At 59.0% G+C, this 17,162-nt stretch carries 9 protein-coding genes; 1 reads left to right on the top strand and 8 read right to left on the bottom strand.

What is annotated here, in order from left to right; genetic code table 11:
- The 8 genes from ACFDAU_RS05215 to ACFDAU_RS05180 form a co-directional block, all read right to left on the bottom strand.
- Entirely contained in the window at positions 1 to 1,431 is a 1,431-nt protein-coding gene (locus tag ACFDAU_RS05215) for an ATP-binding protein (RefSeq protein WP_413438953.1), read from the bottom strand.
- Between the two features lie 261 nt (positions 1,432 to 1,692).
- On the bottom strand, positions 1,693 to 3,921 hold the full coding sequence (locus ACFDAU_RS05210) for an AAA family ATPase (protein ID WP_413438952.1): 2,229 nt from the start codon (positions 3,919 to 3,921) through the stop codon (positions 1,693 to 1,695).
- Positions 3,922 to 3,924: 3 nt separating this feature from the next.
- On the bottom strand, positions 3,925 to 5,097 hold the full coding sequence (locus tag ACFDAU_RS05205; protein ID WP_413438951.1) for a restriction endonuclease subunit S: 1,173 nt from the start codon (positions 5,095 to 5,097) through the stop codon (positions 3,925 to 3,927).
- Positions 5,094 to 6,716: a type I restriction-modification system subunit M gene (locus ACFDAU_RS05200; protein ID WP_413438950.1), complete on the bottom strand. Its 1,623-nt coding sequence runs from the start codon at positions 6,714 to 6,716 to the stop codon at positions 5,094 to 5,096. Before ACFDAU_RS05200 ends, ACFDAU_RS05205 begins: the two co-directional genes overlap by 4 nt.
- A 66-nt stretch (positions 6,717 to 6,782) precedes the next feature.
- Complete coding sequence (locus ACFDAU_RS05195; RefSeq protein WP_413438949.1) at positions 6,783 to 8,267, bottom strand: efflux transporter outer membrane subunit; 1,485 nt, start codon at positions 8,265 to 8,267, stop codon at positions 6,783 to 6,785.
- Between the two features lie 9 nt (positions 8,268 to 8,276).
- Entirely contained in the window at positions 8,277 to 11,372 is a 3,096-nt protein-coding gene (locus tag ACFDAU_RS05190) for an efflux RND transporter permease subunit (protein ID WP_413438948.1), read from the bottom strand.
- Entirely contained in the window at positions 11,369 to 14,542 is a 3,174-nt protein-coding gene (locus tag ACFDAU_RS05185) for an MdtB/MuxB family multidrug efflux RND transporter permease subunit (RefSeq protein ID WP_413438947.1), read from the bottom strand. The genes ACFDAU_RS05190 and ACFDAU_RS05185 overlap by 4 nt, the downstream gene beginning before the upstream one ends.
- Before the next feature lie 2 nt (positions 14,543 to 14,544).
- A complete protein-coding gene (locus ACFDAU_RS05180) occupies positions 14,545 to 15,867 on the bottom strand; it encodes an efflux RND transporter periplasmic adaptor subunit (protein ID WP_413438946.1) in 1,323 nt (440 codons plus the stop codon).
- A gap of 257 nt (positions 15,868 to 16,124) precedes the next feature.
- On the opposite strand from ACFDAU_RS05180, the gene hrcA reads away from it, so the two are divergent.
- Entirely contained in the window at positions 16,125 to 17,144 is a 1,020-nt protein-coding gene (gene hrcA / locus ACFDAU_RS05175) for a heat-inducible transcriptional repressor HrcA (RefSeq protein WP_413438945.1), read from the top strand.
- Positions 17,145 to 17,162 lie beyond the last annotated feature (18 nt).

Genomic DNA, 17,162 nt, shown 5'->3' with positions numbered 1-17,162 from the left:
TTAGCGATTCTTTCCTGACATTTTCAGCCGATAGCTACCCGTCTTGGCAGCCCCGATGAACTCGATTAGTTCTTTTTCTCGTAGCGATGCAATGTCTCGTTTAGCCGTCGCCAGACTGACCTGCCATTGACTCACGATGTCCTCGGCTTTTACCTGCCCACCGCGCTGGAGCTGCTCCATGAACCAGCGTTGCCGTTCATTTACAGGCTCATTTACAGGTTCATTTACAGGCTCATTTGCAGGCTCACTGGCTGCGACATCAGGATGCGGACGGAAGATGACGCGCGTACACATGCCCATTTCCTGCCATTCCGGTTCCGGATAACCGCCTTCGCGGCAGGCTTCGCGAATCCGCTCATAGCCGCTGCCCCAGCGCTCCATGATCTCCAGCCGGTGCAGCACCTGCGCGATCACGCGATTGCGCACCCGGCTGACGCCCGATTTAAAATCCTCCAGTGTCATGCCAAAAGGCAACATGCCGGGGTTCTGTATCTCCAGCCGGTCGGAAAAGATGGATACGAACAGGCGCATACCGGTAACACCATAATCGGCGTGCGCCAAGGCATTGATGAGCACTTCACGCACAGCCACTAACGAATACTCCGGAATATCCTGCCGACGAATATTCTCGATCTTCGCCGCCAGGCGCGTATTACGGGCAATGAATTTCGGCACCTCTTCCAGCGCACCAAAGATGCCACCCCCGAAATCCTTTCGATCAAGAAAGCGGCTTTTGGTCGCGCCGTGAAACAGGGCACAAGAGACATTGGCATCCGGGAAATAGCGGTTTCGTACTTCCTCGCGGCCAAAGAGAATCATGCCGCCATTGGAAACCACCTTGCGTGAGCCTTGCGGCACCAGAATCTCCATTGATTCCAGATCGGATGTGCGCATCTCTTTGCCGATGGTCTCAAACCAGCGGTGGATCAAAGCATCATCCAGCGCCTCTGCTCCGGCCTCAGCGCAAGGCAACTGATCAAACGAGTGGTTGCTGCGAAAACGCTCCAGCTCTGCCAGCATGGCCGCATCCGCCTTGCGGTTGGTGGAACCCAGCCGCACATACACCCCATCTACCGGCCCCATCTCCTTCAGGTAAAACGGCCCCGGCCAATGAGCCACGCGTACCAGCAACAGCGTTTTATCTTCCACGGTGATCGCCTCGATCTCGGGCATCATCGCAGGCGCGATACTGTCGGCAATCAGACTGGCCAGCCGCTCCTCTTCAGCCAGGACATCATCTACCCCGACAATTTCCCCATCATCCGACTTGCCAATAATCAGCGTCCCGCCAGCCGTATTGGCAAAAGCCACCAGCGTGCGCAACACCGGCTTCGGCGACGACAACTCACGCTTGAACTCAAGCGTCTTGCTTTCAGCGAGCGATAGAAGCCGCAAAATATCCATCAGCCGCGCTCCCAGTAGATACGGCATATCTTCTGCTCGCGACGCAATCCCACCAGCGCGTATTCAATCTGATCTCGGCTAAAACCCTCGACGGAATTATTCGGCGAGAACGCCCAACCCGTGCCAAGCAGGTGTATTCGTGAAATTGCTTTTTTATTAGGCGGATGCACAAGTCTGAGCAAGTAGTTTTGATGGGAAAAGATGCTACTTTTCCCATCGCAAAAAGGGAAGCACTGAATGAAGGAGAGGTCTAAAAGGTATGAATAGGTACCCATATGAAATTAGCTCTCAGCCGACCTCCGACTCAAGGTCTGCGTAATACTGCGCATTCCATTCACTGACTGCTTTTAGACAAGCTTGAACAACCGCCTTACATTCGCTCGTATCGGGAATCGTGAGCGAACGTGTAATTGTGGTGTTGTGCGAATAGTAGTTGATAAACTTCCAAACACGCTCGCGCTCCACCGGATCGGAGAAAAGACGCTCCATCTTGCCCCTCAGCCCCGTTGACAATGGGATCATTATTCCGCCAAAAGCCTCCATGAATCGCCGAACAACATTGGGCAGACTAAGAAGGTTGTCAAAATCATCTGCTCCGTTTTTCTCAAAGTGGTAGAGCGTCGAGAAAAGATAGTGGTATTCGGATTTGAACTTTAAAAGTACTTTGGGTATTTCCTCCAGTTCAGATTTCCCAGAGTCAGTCCGTTTAACGAGAAATATGCCCCACTTTTTCCAGTCGGCCTGGGGTTTTTTCGTGTCTTTCTCATCATCGCCAACCCACTCACGGATGAGATTGTAGAACTCGAAACTATGTGTCGAAATGAATAGCTGGCAGCAATCTGACAACTGCGTCTTAATCAGGGCGTAAGTATTGAAAAGATGATTCGTATCCAAGCTGGAAATCGGGTCATCAATAACAACCCTTGTGTCAGCCAGCGGATGTCGTCCGTCCTGAACACGGGTGATGAAGTGAGCGAACGCAATTGCCGTCTTCTCTCCTTCGCTTAAATTCTTGGCAATGACACCGTCTCGGATAATTTGAAAACGCTTGTCTGCCGATACCTTGATCCGCAAATCATTCTTGCCAAAGTATGCGGCGAGCAATTCGTTAATTCGCTCCGCTCCCTTCGAGGCCTCAGAAAGAGCCTGTTCAAGTGTGCGAATTTCGACATCTAGTTCGTTTATTTTTTTAGCCTGTCCGGTAATCGTAGTATTCAGGCCCTCAATTTGCTGGAGTTGTTCGTTGTATTTCTGGTCGCCTACAAATAACGCTGCATAGTGTTTTTCAAGCTTGGTGAAAACCTCCTGGCGATTTCTGTCGAATTCTGCCGTCCGGTAGTTGTGCTCTGCTATGATTTTGTTGATAGCTTGAACCGCGCTGACGATTCGAGGATCTGGATCGTCAACCGCCGGACATTCAAGACTCGTAAACGCCTTGGTCTGCTTTACAGTCATGGCTTCATCAAGACTTTTCAGCGCAGCCCTGCGGGCTTCTAGCAATTCATCCAGTTGGTCTTTTTCAGCGGTAAATCGCTCTGACAACTCCGAATAGAAATCGGATTTGTGGTCGAGCGTAATCGCATCCTTTTGAGCAACCTGAATGCTATTCGCCGCGGATTTCAACTCTGACATCAAGTCGTCATAATCGGCAGAGAAGTGCCCGGCGAGGTGGGCCATCAAATCGGCGGGAAGCGGTTGGCCGCAGAACTGGCAGGCATCCTTTCCATCGTGCAGTGGTCGGCCATCCTTGACCCATTTCTCAACCGCTGGATTTTCCTTGAGTCGGGAAATTTGAATATTAGAAGTAACGACCCTCGCCAGAATGGATGCCGCCTTTTTCGTCAGATCTGCTACTGGAGAGAGCGCCAGTACTTTTGTAGAAAGAGTTGGTTTCTTGTCAGTCGAACGATACACCGCAAGGCATTCAGCCAATGCGTCATCCCCCAGCAGATATTTTCCTGGGGCGAACTTGCACTCGATGACCTTCGGCTCGAAGCGAGTCTTGTCGTAATTCGGCACAGAGAGCGGGTTCTTTATAAAGTCACGCGCATAGTCTCGAAGCGCTTTCTCAATAGCTGACTGCCTATCTTCCCGGTTTCTCTTGTTTGCCTCTATGCTCAAGGAAAGCACCTTCCGCTCAGCGGCTTTTGCTTTCAGTGCTTCCTGCTTCTCAATGTCCTCTGCACCCAAGACTAAAACAGGCGTCGCGCTCCCGGCTTCAAAGCTGAGATTGTCGCTGACAAAGTCGCTGTTAAAAACCCGGAACACGGGAGCGGTATGCGGAACGGACAGATGGTGAACAGCTCCGTCTTGATCTTTGAGTTGCACTTGCGCGCCAGCGAAGTCCACATGCGGCTGCTTCTGCTCAAAACACCTAAAGGCACGGGACAGGGTCGTCTTACCAGAATAGTTCCAGCCATATATCAGATTGAACTGTTTGAATTCTGGAAGACTGTTAGGCCATTGAAAGTCGTCAAACACTCCAAATGACTTTATATGCTGGATACGGCGAATCATAGCTCAGCTTTCTATAATGTTGACCTGCCCCGACAGCAGGCGCGGCAGCAGCAGGTCGCGGGTACGGCGGAGGTTGGTGGTTTGGCGTTGGAGTATTTCCGCTTGCTTAAGCATCGCCCCAGCATTTAGCTGAAATCTTCGCTGAAGTTCACGAGGTGGAATTACAACCTGAACTCCATGCACATCGTTTCGATTGAGGGTTGGGACAGCAGCGCCAGAATTAAATTGTTTGAGTTCCAACGAAGACAGCAAGTAATACGCAAATAATGGTTCGGATTTTGGAAATTCCTTAACCCAAAGCGCCGTATTCAGAGGCCAAAAATCTTCTTGCACATAAAGCACAGTGCCAATAGAGCCGGATCGGCCTGTGACGACTCCTGGCGCTTTTACCTTGGCGACGCTATGGAATCCGTTGATTCCAGTCGCCGCTATGATTGGCACAGCTCCATCTTCACGTTTGTCCTTGGGCAGATCGAAGCCACGTTGCAGCACCAGCACTTCATCAAGCCGACCACACTCCCATCCCTGCGGAATCTGCCCAAGCGGTGAATCGACGAGCGGGACGGATTCGTGGCCGGGGTAGCGGAAGCGGACGAACCATTCGCGGTAGAGGCTTCGCGCCATGTCTTCAAGTATGCGGATGCGCCGCTGGTTGTTCTCGATCAACTCGTCGTAGGCCGAGAGGATGCCTGCGATGCGTTGCTGAACAGGGAGCGGGAAGACGGGAACGCGAACTTTCCGAAGCTCGCTCTGCTTGATTCCGAGAACGGTTGTGCCTGATGCTCGCGCTTTCAGTTCGCCCTGACCGAAATCCGACTGGAGCGCGTAGAAAAGATAGAGGGGGTCAAGCAAACCCGGTTTCGCACGAAGAAGAATGATGCGCTGGGCCAATGCAATCCGCACATCGTCGCGGAGAATCGCAACTTCCCCGAGCGGGGCTTCGGTGGTCAGGAGCACGTCGAGCTTCTGAGGCAAACCACGCCGCATCCACTCATCGTAGAAATCTGCGGCAATATACTCTGCCGGTTCATCGTGAATCTGCCCGCCCTTCACAACCTTGGCGGTGACAAGGCGGACGCCGGAGTTAGTCTTGGGTGGCGTTTTTCCCCGATAGTCGATGAGGCGTTCCGTGGCCTCCTCAATTGTCACTGTGTTAAATCCGGGCACGTTGGTCATGCCTCCAGAATCTCCGCCACATTCAGGGCGATGGCCTGCTCCAGTTCGCGCGCCTGGGTATTCAGCACTTCCAGTTCCTCGTTGAGCGTTTCCAGTTTTTCCTTGAAGTCTTCGTCGCTGACTTCTTCACCTGCGGCTACGCCAACATAGCGGCCGGGGTTGAGGCTCCAGCCTTGTGCTTCGATTTCTGCGAGCGTGGCAGCTTTGCACAGACCGGGAATGTCGGCATAACTCGGCTTTTTTCCAAACACCTCCACCAGCTTGGCTTTGGCCTCTGCGCCGCCCAAGGTGTAGTCCGGCGCTTCGCCGCGATACAGGCGCACGATGTTGGCGATGAAGCCGATCTGCGCATCCGCCCAATCGCGGTGCGCGCGGTCGATCTGGCGGTAGATGTGGCGGGCGTCGATGAAGAGGATGGTGTCGGCGCGCGGCGTGTCCTGCTTGCCTTTGTCGAGAAACCACAGCGTGCAGGGCAGCGTGACGGTGTAGAACAGGTTGGGGCCGACGGCGACCATCACGTCCACGGCGCGGGCTTCGATCAACTGCTTGCGGATTTCCTGTTCGCTGCTGCGCGCATCGCTGGCGGAGTTGGCCATGACGAATCCGGCGCGGCCTGTGTCGTTCAAGCTGGAATAGAACAGTTGTATCCACAGCATGTTGGCATTGTCGGTGCGCGGCACGCCGAAGGGGAAGCGGCGGCCTGCGCCCACGTCGGCGGTCAGCCTGTCCTTGTCCACGGCGTTGACGTTGAACGGCGGGTTGGCGAGGACGAAGTCGAATTTGCCGACGGCTGCGTGCGGGTCGTCGTAGTAGCTGTTGATGTGGCCACCGTGGCGGATGTCGCCTTCGAGGCCATGAATGGCGAGGTTCATGCGCGCCAGGCGTCCGGTGTCGTCGGTCTTTTCCACGCCGTGGATGAAGAGTTCGTCGGCAGCATTTTTCTGATGCTCGGAAACAAAACGCGCGCTCTGCACGAACATGCCGCCGGAGCCGCAGGCGGGGTCGAGGATGCGCCCATGGAACGGCTCGATCACTTCGACCAGCAGGCGCACGATGGAGCTGGGGGTGTAGAACTCGCCGCCCTTCTGCCCTTCGGTGCGGGCGAACTCGCCGAGGAAGTATTCGTAGATGCGCCCAAAGGCATCGTAGTCGAGGCTGACGGGAATCTCGGAGACTTTCTTCAGCAGCTCCTTGAGCAGGGTGCTGGTGAAGATTTGATAGGTGCGCGGCAACACGCCCGCCAGTTGCGGATTGTGCTTTTCGATTTCCGTCATCGCGTCGTTGATGGCTTGCCCGACATTCGCGCCTTCCGGCAGGTTCAGCAGATGTTCGAAGCGCGCTGCTTGCGGCAAGAAGATCACGCTTTCGGCATGGTAGGCGGCGGGGTCATCAATACGGGAGGTGGCGCGGCGGGACGATGCACTTGCAGATTCCAGTTGTTCGCGCCGCAGCGCAAAACGTGTCTCGGCAAACAGTAGGAAGATCAGGCCGAGTACCGGCGCGGAATACTGCGCCGCAGTCAGGCCCGAGTTGGCGCGGAACTGGTCGGCGGTATTCCACAGGCGCTTTTCAAGGGTATCGGTGGCGGTGTCCCGTTCGGAGGGGGCGATCCAGTGCATTCGTGTTCCCTGTCAGCATGGTTTGGTTGTCGGCGGATGCTAACACGAAGAGGAAACTCCCGCGCCTCACTCGCCGCGAACCGGCGCACTCCCCAGCGCTGGGGCCGTATCGCCACCCCATCCTCCACCCAGCGCCTGGATCAGCAGCACGCTGGCGGTGAGGCGGCGGCCAAGCAGGCCGAGTTCGGCATTTTGCGCGTTGCTGGCGGTGGCTTGCGCGGTAATCACGTTGAGGTAGGGAACCATACCGGCCTTGTACTGGTTTTCCGCAAAACGCAGCGAGGTTTCGGCGGCTTGCACAGTTTGCCGCTGTAACGCCGCTTCGTCGGTCAGGATGCGTTGCGCGGCCAGATTGTCTTCGGCTTGCTGGAAGGCGGTGAGCACGGTCTGGCGGTAAGTGGCGACCGTCTGCCGATAACCGGCCTCGGCACTGGCGACTTGCGCGCTGCGTGCACCGGCGTCGAAAAGCGTGACCGCCAGCGTGGGGCCAAGCGACCAGAACAGGCTCGGCGCGCTGAACAAATCCGCCCAATGCGACACCCGGCTGCCGGTCTGAGCCGACAGCGTCAATGACGGAAACCACGCGGTCTGCGCCACGCCGATCTGGGCATTGGCCTGCGCCACCTTGCGCTCGGCCGCCGCCAGATCGGGGCGGCGTTGCAGCAACTGCGCCGGCACGCCGGCCGGGATCTCGGGCACTGCGGGACTCATCTCCACTGCCGCCAGATTGAATTGACTGGGCGGCACCCCAACCAGCACGGCAATCGCATGCTGCTGCTGGGCGCGCGTCACGCCCAGATCGGTGTAGGTCACCTGGGCGCCCAGCAACTGGGTGCGCGCCAGCGCCACATCGGCGGCGGAAACCACCCCGGCGCGATAGCGGTTTTCAGTCAGCTGCAAGGCCTTTTGATAAGCCGCTACGGTTTGCCCGGCCAGGCGGATTTGCGCGTCGGTAACGCGCAATTGCAGATAGGTTTGCGCCAGCGTGGCTTGCAGGGAAAGCTGGGTGGATTGCAGTGTGGCGGCGCTGGCCTGCGCCGATGCTTCGCTGGCGGCGACTTGCTGACGCACCTGGCCCCACAGATCGGGCACCCAGCTTGCTGTCAGCCCTGCGCTATAAATATTGCTTGGCACCGATTGCGAATTGCTTTGCCCTGATGCGTTAATGGTGCCGCTTTTCGAGCGGCTGGCTGATGCGTTGGCGCCCACGGTCGGGTAAAACTGCGCACGGCTGACGGCGGTCAGCGCCGTGGCCTGATCATAAGCGGCCAGCGCTGCCTGCAGACTCTGGTTGGCTTGCGCTACCTGTTGTTCCAACTGATCGAGCACCGGGTCGTTATATACCTGCCACCATGCACTGCGCGGCGCGGCATCCTGCGGATTAGCCGGCATCCAGCCTCGATCTTCGGCAAAGGCTGCCGGCACGTTGAGCTTGACCGGCGGCTCCGGCGGCGTGGTGCTGCACGCGGCCAAACCAATACACAGCAGCGTCGCCAGCACCAGGCGGCGCGGATTGGCTGGGCGAAAAAAATCGGCAGGATGCATAGTCATGATCAGCATTCAGGTAGGTAAGGTACGGGGAAAGACCCGCTGCCAGCGATTCTGGCTCCACAGACGCAGGCGGTCGAGTTCCAGATAAATCACCGGCGTCGTGTAGAGGGTCAGCAACTGGCTGAAAATCAGCCCGCCGGCAATCGAGATGCCCAGCGGCTGGCGCAACTCCGCGCCGTTGCCGGTAATGAACGCCAGCGGCAGCGCGGTAAACAGCGCCGCCAGCGTCGTCATCAGGATCGGACGCAGGCGCATGGTGGCGGCGAGACGAATTGCCTCGCGCGGCCCCAGGCCCTGTTCGCGCTCGGCCTGCAGGGCAAAATCGATCATCAAAATGGCGTTTTTCTTGACAATGCCGATCAGCAGGAACACCCCGATCAGCGCAATGATACTGAACTCGGAACCGGCCAGCATCAGGGCCAGCACCGCACCCACACCGGCAGACGGCAAGGTGGACAGAATGGTCAGCGGGTGGATGGTGCTTTCGTACAACACGCCCAGCACGATGTAGATGGCCAGCACCGCAGCCATCAGGTACAGCGGCTGGTTTTTCAGGGTGTCGGAGAAGAGCTGCGCAGTGCCCTGGAACCCGCCATGGATTTCGCTGGGCAGGCCGATTTCGGCCATGGTCTGGTCGATTTTTGCCTGCGCCTGCGACAGCGATACGCCCTTGTCGAGATTGAACGAAATGGTCGAGGCGGCGAACAGGCCCTGGTGGTTGACGGTCAGCGGCGTATTGCCGAGTTCATAGTGGGCCAGTGCTGAGAGCGGCACACGCTGGCCGCTGGCGCTGATCACATAGATATCGTTCAGCGCCGACTGCTGTTGCTGGTATTGGGGCGCGGCTTCCATCACCACGCGATACTGGTTCAGCGGTGCGTAAATAGTCGACACCAGACGCTGGCCGAAGGCATCGTTCAGCGTCTGGTCGATCAGGCTCACCGGTACCCCGTAACGCACCGCCGCAGCCCGGTCGATGACCAGTTTCAGTTGCAACCCGCTGCTTTGCTGATCGGTATCGACATCGCTAAGCCCGCTAATGCCGCGGAACGCCGCAAGAACTTTCGGTTCCCATAAACGCAGCGCATCCAGGTCGCTGGCCTGCAGGGTGTATTCATACAATGCCGTTGCGGGTCGGCCGCCGGCTCGAATGTCCTGCACGGGAAACATTGATACACGTGCGCCGGGGACACGCGACAAAGCCTTGCGCAATTGCTGCATGATGGTCATCACGCCCGCGCGCTGGTTTTCGGGCTTGAGCGTCATGAACATGAAGGCGCTATTGGTCGAGCCGCCGCCGGTAAACGCCACGACGTTCTCCACACCCGGGTTTTTGCGCACGATGGCGACAATGCGCGTGAGCTTTGCGCTCATATCCTGGAACGACACCGACTGATCGGCTTGCACATTGCCCACCAGCAGGCCGGTATCCTGGGTCGGAAACAATCCCTTTGGCACGATCGCATACAGATAGACATTCAGTGCGATGGTGGCAAAAAACACCAGCAGCATCAGCCCGGGGTGGGCCAGTGCGCCATCCAGGCTGCGCGCGTAACCGCGCACCACGGCGTCCCAGCCGCGCGCCAGTACCGAGCGGCGTAGCGCCTGCCCTTCAGCGGGCGGTACATGCGGACGCAGCCAGCGCGCTGCCAGCATCGGCGTCACCGTCAGCGACACCAGCAGCGAAATGGCGATGGCGATAGTAAGGGTGACGGCGAATTCGTGAAACAGCCGGCCGATGATGCCACCCATGAACAACACCGGAATGAACACGGCGACCAGCGACAGGCTCATCGACAGCACGGTGAAGCCCATTTCGCGCGCGCCCAGCAAGGATGCTTCCATGGGGCGCATGCCGGCCTCGACATGGCGCATGATGTTTTCCAGCACCACAATGGCATCATCGACAACAAAGCCGGTCGCCACGATCAACGCCATCAGCGACAGATTGTCCAGACTGTAATCCAGCAGCCACATCGCCGCGAAGGTGCCGACCAGCGACAGCGGCACGGCAATGCTGGGGATCAGCGTGGCGCGCCAGTCGCGCAGAAACAGCCAGACCACACCCACCACCAGCAGCACCGACAGGAACAGCGTGTTCTCGACTTCTTTCAAGGAAGCGCGAATCGTCACGGTGCGGTCCGACATGATGCGCACCTTGATGGCGGCCGGGATCGTCGTCTCCAGTCCGGGCAGCGCCGCCTTCACGCCTTCCACCGTATCGATGATATTGGCGCCGGGCTGGCGGAAAATAATAATCTGCACCGAAGGATCGCCGTTGGACAAGCCCATGTTACGCGCGTTTTGCGTGCCTTCGTAGACACTGGCAACCTGGTTCAACGGGATCGGTGCGCCATTTTTATAGGCGACGATCACGCGTTGATATTGTTCCACCGTGGACAACTGATCATTGGTGCCGATCTGCCAGCGTTGCTCATTGTTTTCCACGACGCCCTTGGGCGCATTCACATTGGCAGTCACGATTGCCTGACGCACCTGCTCCAGCGACACGCCCATGCCGTTGAGTTGCGGGACATCCAGTTCCACGCGCACCGAAGGCAACGCCGACCCGCCCACTGTCACCTGGCCGATGCCGGACAATTGCGAAATCTTCTGCCCCAGCAGCGTCGAGGCTGCGTCGTACATCTGCCCGCGCGTCAGGCTTGCCGAGGTGAGCGAGATGATCATGATCGGCGCGTCGGCCGGGTTCACCTTGCGATAGGTAGGGTTGCCGGTGAGCCCGGTGGGCAACAGCGTACGCGCGGCGTTGAGCGCGGCCTGTACTTCGCGTGCTGCGGTGTTGATATTCTTCGACAGGGCAAACTGCAGGATCACGCGGGTAGAGCCGAGCGAACTCGACGAGGTCATCTGGGTAATCCCGGAAATGCGTCCCAGCGAGCGCTCCAATGGGGTGGCGACCGTGGCCGCCATCACGTCGGGGCTGGCGCCCGCCATGTTGGCCTGCACCATGATGGTGGGGAAATCCACTTGCGGCAGCGGCGCCACCGGTAACAAACGGAACGCAATGATGCCGGCCAGCAGCACCGCCAATGCCAGCAGCGTGGTGCCGACCGGGCGGCGAATAAAGACAGCGGAGAGATTCACCCTTCGCTCTCGCTCTGCGCTATGCCTGCGCCACTACCAAAACGTCGCCTGCGCCAATTCTCCCAGCGCGTCGCCAGCCGGTCGAAGGCCAGATAAATCACCGGCGTGGTGAACAACGTCAGCAATTGCGACAGCAACAGCCCGCCCACCAGCGTGATGCCCAGCGGCTGGCGCAGTTCGGCACCCATGCCGCCACCCACTACCAGCGGTATCGCGCCGAACAGCGCGGCAAACGTCGTCATCAGGATCGGCCGCAAGCGCAAACGCGCCGCCTGCAGGATCGCGTCCGGCGCATTCAGCCCCTGACGGCGTTGCGCCTCAAGGGCAAAATCCACCATCAGAATGGCGTTTTTCTGCACGATGCCGATCAACAGAATAATGCCGATGATGGCGATCACAGTCAGGTTGTGGCCGCTGAACATCAGCGCCAGCAAGGCACCAATGCCTGCCGACGGCAGCGTGGACAGAATGGTGATGGGGTGGATGTAGCTTTCATACAGCACGCCCAGCACGATATACATCGTACCTACTGCGGCCAGCAGCAGCCACAACTGGTTGGACAACGCGGCCTGGAAGGCTGCCGCTGCACCCTGGAAACTGATCGCTACCGAAGCCGGCAGGCCGGCCTGCTGTGCCGCGTCCTGAATCGCGCTCACCGCAGCACCCAGAGATACACCCGGCGCAGGCTGGAACGACACCAGCGCAGCCGGGAACTGGCCGAGATGGTCGATGGCCAGCGCCGTGGTGCGCTGCTCGATATGGGCAATCGCCGTCAGCGGCACCGTTTGTCCGCCGCCGGTGGCAAGATAGATATTGTTGAATGCGGCCAGTCCGGATGACTCGGTGGAGGCGGCACCCAGCACGACACGATATTGCGCCGACTGAGTGAAGATGGTGGATACCAGGCGCTGGCCGAAGGCGCTGTAGAGCGCACTGTCGATGGCGCTCATGGTGATGCCGAGGCGCGCGGCCGCATCGCGGTCGATATCCACGTAAGCTTGTAAGCCCTGGTCTTGCAGGTCGCTGGTCACGCCGGCCAGTTGCGGCAGTTCGCGCAATCGTTCCATCAGGCTATGCGTGGATTGCGCCAGCTGTTCGGCACTGCTGGCGGAGAGGCTGAACTGGTAGGGATAGCGGCTGACCAGATCGTCGATGGTCAGATCCTGCACCGGCTGCATGAATAACTCGATGCCGCCTACCTGTGCCGCACGCTGCTGCAAACCGGCTATGATAGTCCCGACGCGCTCGGTACGTTGATTCAGCGGCTTGAGGCTGATCAGCAGGCGTCCGTTGTTGAGGGTGGTGTTGGTACCGTCAATGCCGACAATCGAGGAGATGCTCTGCACTGCCGGGTCTTGCGCCAGCGCTTCCACCAGCGCCGCCTGGCGCCGCCCCATCGCGCTGAACGAAACGTCCTGTGCAGCCACCGTGGTGCCCTGTATCAGACCGGTATCCTGCACCGGGAAAAATCCTTTGGGGATCACCACATATAGCACCACCGTCACCAGCAGGGTGAACAGCGCCACCACCAGCACCACCGGCTGATGGCGCAGTACCCAGACCAGGGCACGCGAATAGCCGTCTGCCAGGCGCTCGAAGGCGCGTCCGCTGGCACGGGAAAAACGTCCCTGTTTTTCCTCCGGGATATGGCGCAGCATGCGCGCGCTGAGCATCGGCGTGAAAGTCAGCGATACCGCAGCGGAGATCACGATAGCCACCGCCAGCGTGACGGCAAATTCGCGGAACAGCCGCCCTACCACATCCCCCATGAACAGCAGCGGAATCAGGACAGCAATCAGCGAGAAAGTCAGCGAGATGATGGTGAAGCCGATCTGGCCCGCACCCTTGAGAGCGGCCTGCAGTGGTGGTTCGCCGGCTTCGATATAACGCGCGATGTTTTCGATCATCACAATCGCGTCATCCACCACAAAACCGGTGGCGATGGTCAACGCCATCAGGGTCAGCGTGTTGATGGAATAGCCCGCCTGATACATCACGCCGAAGGTACCGATCAACGCGAGCGGCACTGCGGTGGCGGGTATGAAAGTGGCACGCGCGTTGCGCAGGAAAACGAAAATCACCGCGACCACCAGTACCACCGCCAGCAGCAACTCGAATCGCACGTCGGCAATCGCCGCACGTATGGTCACGGTGCGGTCAGACAGCACTGTCAGTTGCGCGGCCCCGGGCAGGCTTTTTTGCAAATCCGGCAGTAGCTCGTGAATGCGATCGACCACCTGAATCACATTGGCGCCAGGCTGGCGTTGCACGTTCAGCACCAGCCCCGGCTTGCCATTTACCCATGCGGCTTGCCAGGCGTTTTCGGGCGCCTCTTCCACCGTAGCCACATCGCCCAGGCGCACCGGCGCGCCGTTCTTATAGGCAATGATCATCTCGCGATAGGCCTCGGGCGACTGCAACTGATCGTTGGCGTCGATGGTAAACGAACGCTGCGGCCCGTCGATGCTGCCTTTCGGTGTGTTGACGTTAGCGCCGGTAATTGCGGTGCGGATGTTGTCCAGACTCAAACCCAGCGCGGCCAGCGCGCGCGCATTGACGGTGACGCGCACCGCCGGCTTGTGTCCGCCCGACAGGGTGACCATACCTACCCCCGGTACTTGCGAGAGTTTTTGCGACAGACGCGTGTCGGCCAGATCATACAACTGGGTGAGCGGCAGGGTGGCCGAGGTCACGCCCAATGTGATGACTGGGGCGTCGGCCGGATTGACCTTGGCATATACCGGCGGCGACGGCAGATCGCCGGGCAGAAAACTGCCGGCAGCATTCATCGATGCCTGTACCTCCTGCTCGGCCACGTCCAGCGGCAGCAACAAATCGAAGCGCAAAGTAATCACCGAGGCGCCGCCAGAGCTGACCGACCACATCTGCGCCAGACCCGGCATCTGGCCGAACTGGCGTTCGAGCGGCGCTGTGACCGAGGAGGTCATTACATCCGGGCTGGCGCCGGGATAGAGCGTGGTGACCTGGATGGTGGGGTAATCCACTTCGGGCAATGCGGCCTGCGGCAACAGCCGGTAGCCGACAAATCCGGCCACCAGCACTGCCAGCATCAGCAGCGTCGTGGCAATCGGCCGCAGAATAAACAGGCGCGACGTGCTCGGACGCTCAGCCTCTGCCGCTCCCTGCAGCGGGTCGTCAACCGGCGGCATGCTCACGGCGCCTTACCCTGGCCCGCACCTCGCTGGCCGGCACCGTGCTTGCCCTTGCCCTGGCCTGCATTGCTTCCGGTCTGCGCCGTCACGATCCGCACGGCGGCACCCGCACGCAAGCGGTCCAGCCCATCGGTCACGACTTTTTCACCGGCCTGCAGACCGGAGGTAATCACGGTCAGCCCGGCATCGCTGACGCCCGGCGTGATTTTGCGCACCGCCACTTTGTTATCTGAGCCGATCACATACACAAAGGTACCGGGCGCCCCCACCGCTACCGCGGATGAAGGCACGACCACCGCGTTATCGAGGGTGGCCACACGCAGCCGCACATTGACGAACTGGTTGGGATACAGCGTCAATTGCTGGTTGGCGAATTCGGCTTTGAGATTGAGCGTGCCGGTCGTGGTACTGATCTGGTTGTCGGCGGCCAGCAGCTTGCCTGTGGCAAGCTGCTGGCTATTGCGTGCATCCCAAGCCTCCACCAACGGCGCTTTGCCGGCATATAAATGTTGCAACACTGGACCGATTTGCTGCTGAGGGATGGCAAAGGTCACCGTCACCGGCTGCACCTGCGCCAGGGTAACGATAGGAGTAGTGTTGGCGCCAGGGGCGGTACCGCTGGCCGTTTGCGCACTGACGCCAATGGCGCCGCTGGTGTTGACCATGTTGCCGGCATCCACCGGGCGCAATCCGGCCAGGCCGGAGACCGGTGCAACGATACGGGTATAGCCGAGTTGCAGCCTGGCGTTGTCCAGTGCTGCGCGATCGGTAGCCAGCGTCGCCGTGTATTGCCCAACCAGCGCCTTCTGGTCATCCACCTGCTGGTGGGCTATCGAATCCTGCGCCTGCAGGGTTTGATAGCGGGTCAGGTCGAGCCTGGCGCCATCGAGCTGCGCCTGGTCGCGCATGACCACTCCTTGTGCCTGCTCCACGGCGATCTGGAATGGGTGCGGATCGATCTGCGCGAGCAATTGCCCGGCCTTGACCATTTGTCCTTCGCGGTAATGCACGCTTTGCAGCAGACCGGAGACGCGCGGCATCACATTCACATAGCTGCGCGGGGTGACCGTACCGAGTGCATTGAGCCATACCGGAACCGGCTGCACACGGGCCGTGGCGGCGGTCACCGGTGTCGGACCGCCGGCGCCGCGCTTTTTATCTGCGGCACCATGCGGTGCGCTGCTGTTGTGTTTCGCTCCCCATACCAGCAAACCGACAATGATGGCCAGCACAGCCACTATCAGGACACCACGAAAACGGCGTCGATGAGGCTGCGTGGCGGGTAGTTGGGAAGAGGACGGAGGCTGAGTGGGCGTGTTCACAGGTTATTTTCCGTTGATCGCGTTCAATAATGGGAGCTGGATTTCAATACTGCTTGCGGCGCAAATTTCAGATTCAGGATGGTAGCACTCCGTTTTGATTTTGCTTGCCTAATGTAATGCACGCTCAAACCGTTAATCCTGAAAATGTCAGTTAACCGCAGAGAGACAGTGAAAATAGAATTGAATTCAGGTTTTTTCGCACCATCTATCTGATCAAATGATGAATTATCCGGGGCTCCCTTGTACAATCGCTAATCATGCTCACTGAACGCGCCCAAATTCTGCTCAAAACCCTGGTCGAACGCTATGTTGCGGAAGGCCAGCCGGTGGGTTCACGCACGCTGTCCAAGTATTCCGCGCTGGATTTAAGTCCCGCTTCCATCCGCAACGTGATGGCCGATCTCGAGGACATGGGCCTGGTGACCAGCCCGCACACCTCGGCGGGGCGTGTTCCGACAGCCCTGGGTTATCGTTTTTTCGTGGATTCCCTGCTCACCATCCAGCCCCTCAACAGCAAGGAAATGAGCCAGCTGGAGGAACAGCTGCACGCGGACGACCCGCAGCGCCTGGCCGCGAACGCCTCCCAGCTGCTGTCCGACCTGACCCGTTTCGCCGGGGTGGTGCTGGTTCCGGGACGGCGCAGCACGGCATTCCGCCAGCTTGAATTCATCAGCCTGTCGGAAAAACGCATCCTGCTCATTATCATCACCGCGGAAGGCGAAGTGCAAAATCGCGTCCTGCTCACCGACCGCGCCTACACCCCGTCGGAACTCACCCGCGCCGCCAACTTCCTCAACCAGAATTACGCCGGCAAAACCTTTACCGACGTGCGCCGCCTGATGCAGGATGAACTGCAGCAACTCCATCAGGACATCAACGGCCTGATGAATCTGGCACTCACTGCCGGCAGCGCGGCGCTCGCACCCAACCGCGACGATCTGGTCATGTCCGGCGGACACAATCTGCTCAAGGTCAATGAACTGTCCTCGAACATGGAGCGGCTGCGCAAACTGTTCGACATGTTCGAACAAAAAACCTCGCTGATGCAGCTGCTGGACATCAGCCAGCGCGCCCACGGGGTGCAGATATTCATCGGCGGCGAATCCGAAGTGGCGCCGCTGGACGGCTGCAGCGTGGTCACCGCCCCCTACAAGGTCAACGGCGAAATCGTCGGCACGCTGGGCGTGGTCGGCCCCACCCGCATGGCCTACGAGCGCATCATTCCGATTGTGGACATCACCGCCAAGCTGCTCTCCAGCGCCTTGTCGTTTCATTAACAGGCGACGTTAACGTTG

Origin of the sequence: Sulfuriferula sp. GW1, from assembly GCF_047300855.1 — a bacterium.
Classification (GTDB): domain Bacteria; phylum Pseudomonadota; class Gammaproteobacteria; order Burkholderiales; family Sulfuriferulaceae; genus Sulfuriferula.
This window is presented reverse-complemented; position numbering and strand designations above follow the sequence as displayed.

What these genes read in the sequence shown, in the direction of transcription:
- ACFDAU_RS05215 (WP_413438953.1), bottom strand. Translation starts at nt 1,431, where the DNA reads ATGCCGTATCTACTGGGAGCGCGGCTGATGGATATTTTGCGGCTTCTA.
- ACFDAU_RS05210 (WP_413438952.1), bottom strand. Translation starts at nt 3,921, where the DNA reads ATGATTCGCCGTATCCAGCATATAAAGTCATTTGGAGTGTTTGACGAC.
- ACFDAU_RS05205 (WP_413438951.1), bottom strand. Translation starts at nt 5,097, where the DNA reads ATGACCAACGTGCCCGGATTTAACACAGTGACAATTGAGGAGGCCACG.
- ACFDAU_RS05200 (WP_413438950.1), bottom strand. Translation starts at nt 6,716, where the DNA reads ATGCACTGGATCGCCCCCTCCGAACGGGACACCGCCACCGATACCCTT.
- ACFDAU_RS05195 (WP_413438949.1), bottom strand. Translation starts at nt 8,267, where the DNA reads ATGACTATGCATCCTGCCGATTTTTTTCGCCCAGCCAATCCGCGCCGC.
- ACFDAU_RS05185 (WP_413438947.1), bottom strand. Translation starts at nt 14,542, where the DNA reads ATGCCGCCGGTTGACGACCCGCTGCAGGGAGCGGCAGAGGCTGAGCGT.
- hrcA (WP_413438945.1), top strand. Translation starts at nt 16,125, where the DNA reads ATGCTCACTGAACGCGCCCAAATTCTGCTCAAAACCCTGGTCGAACGC.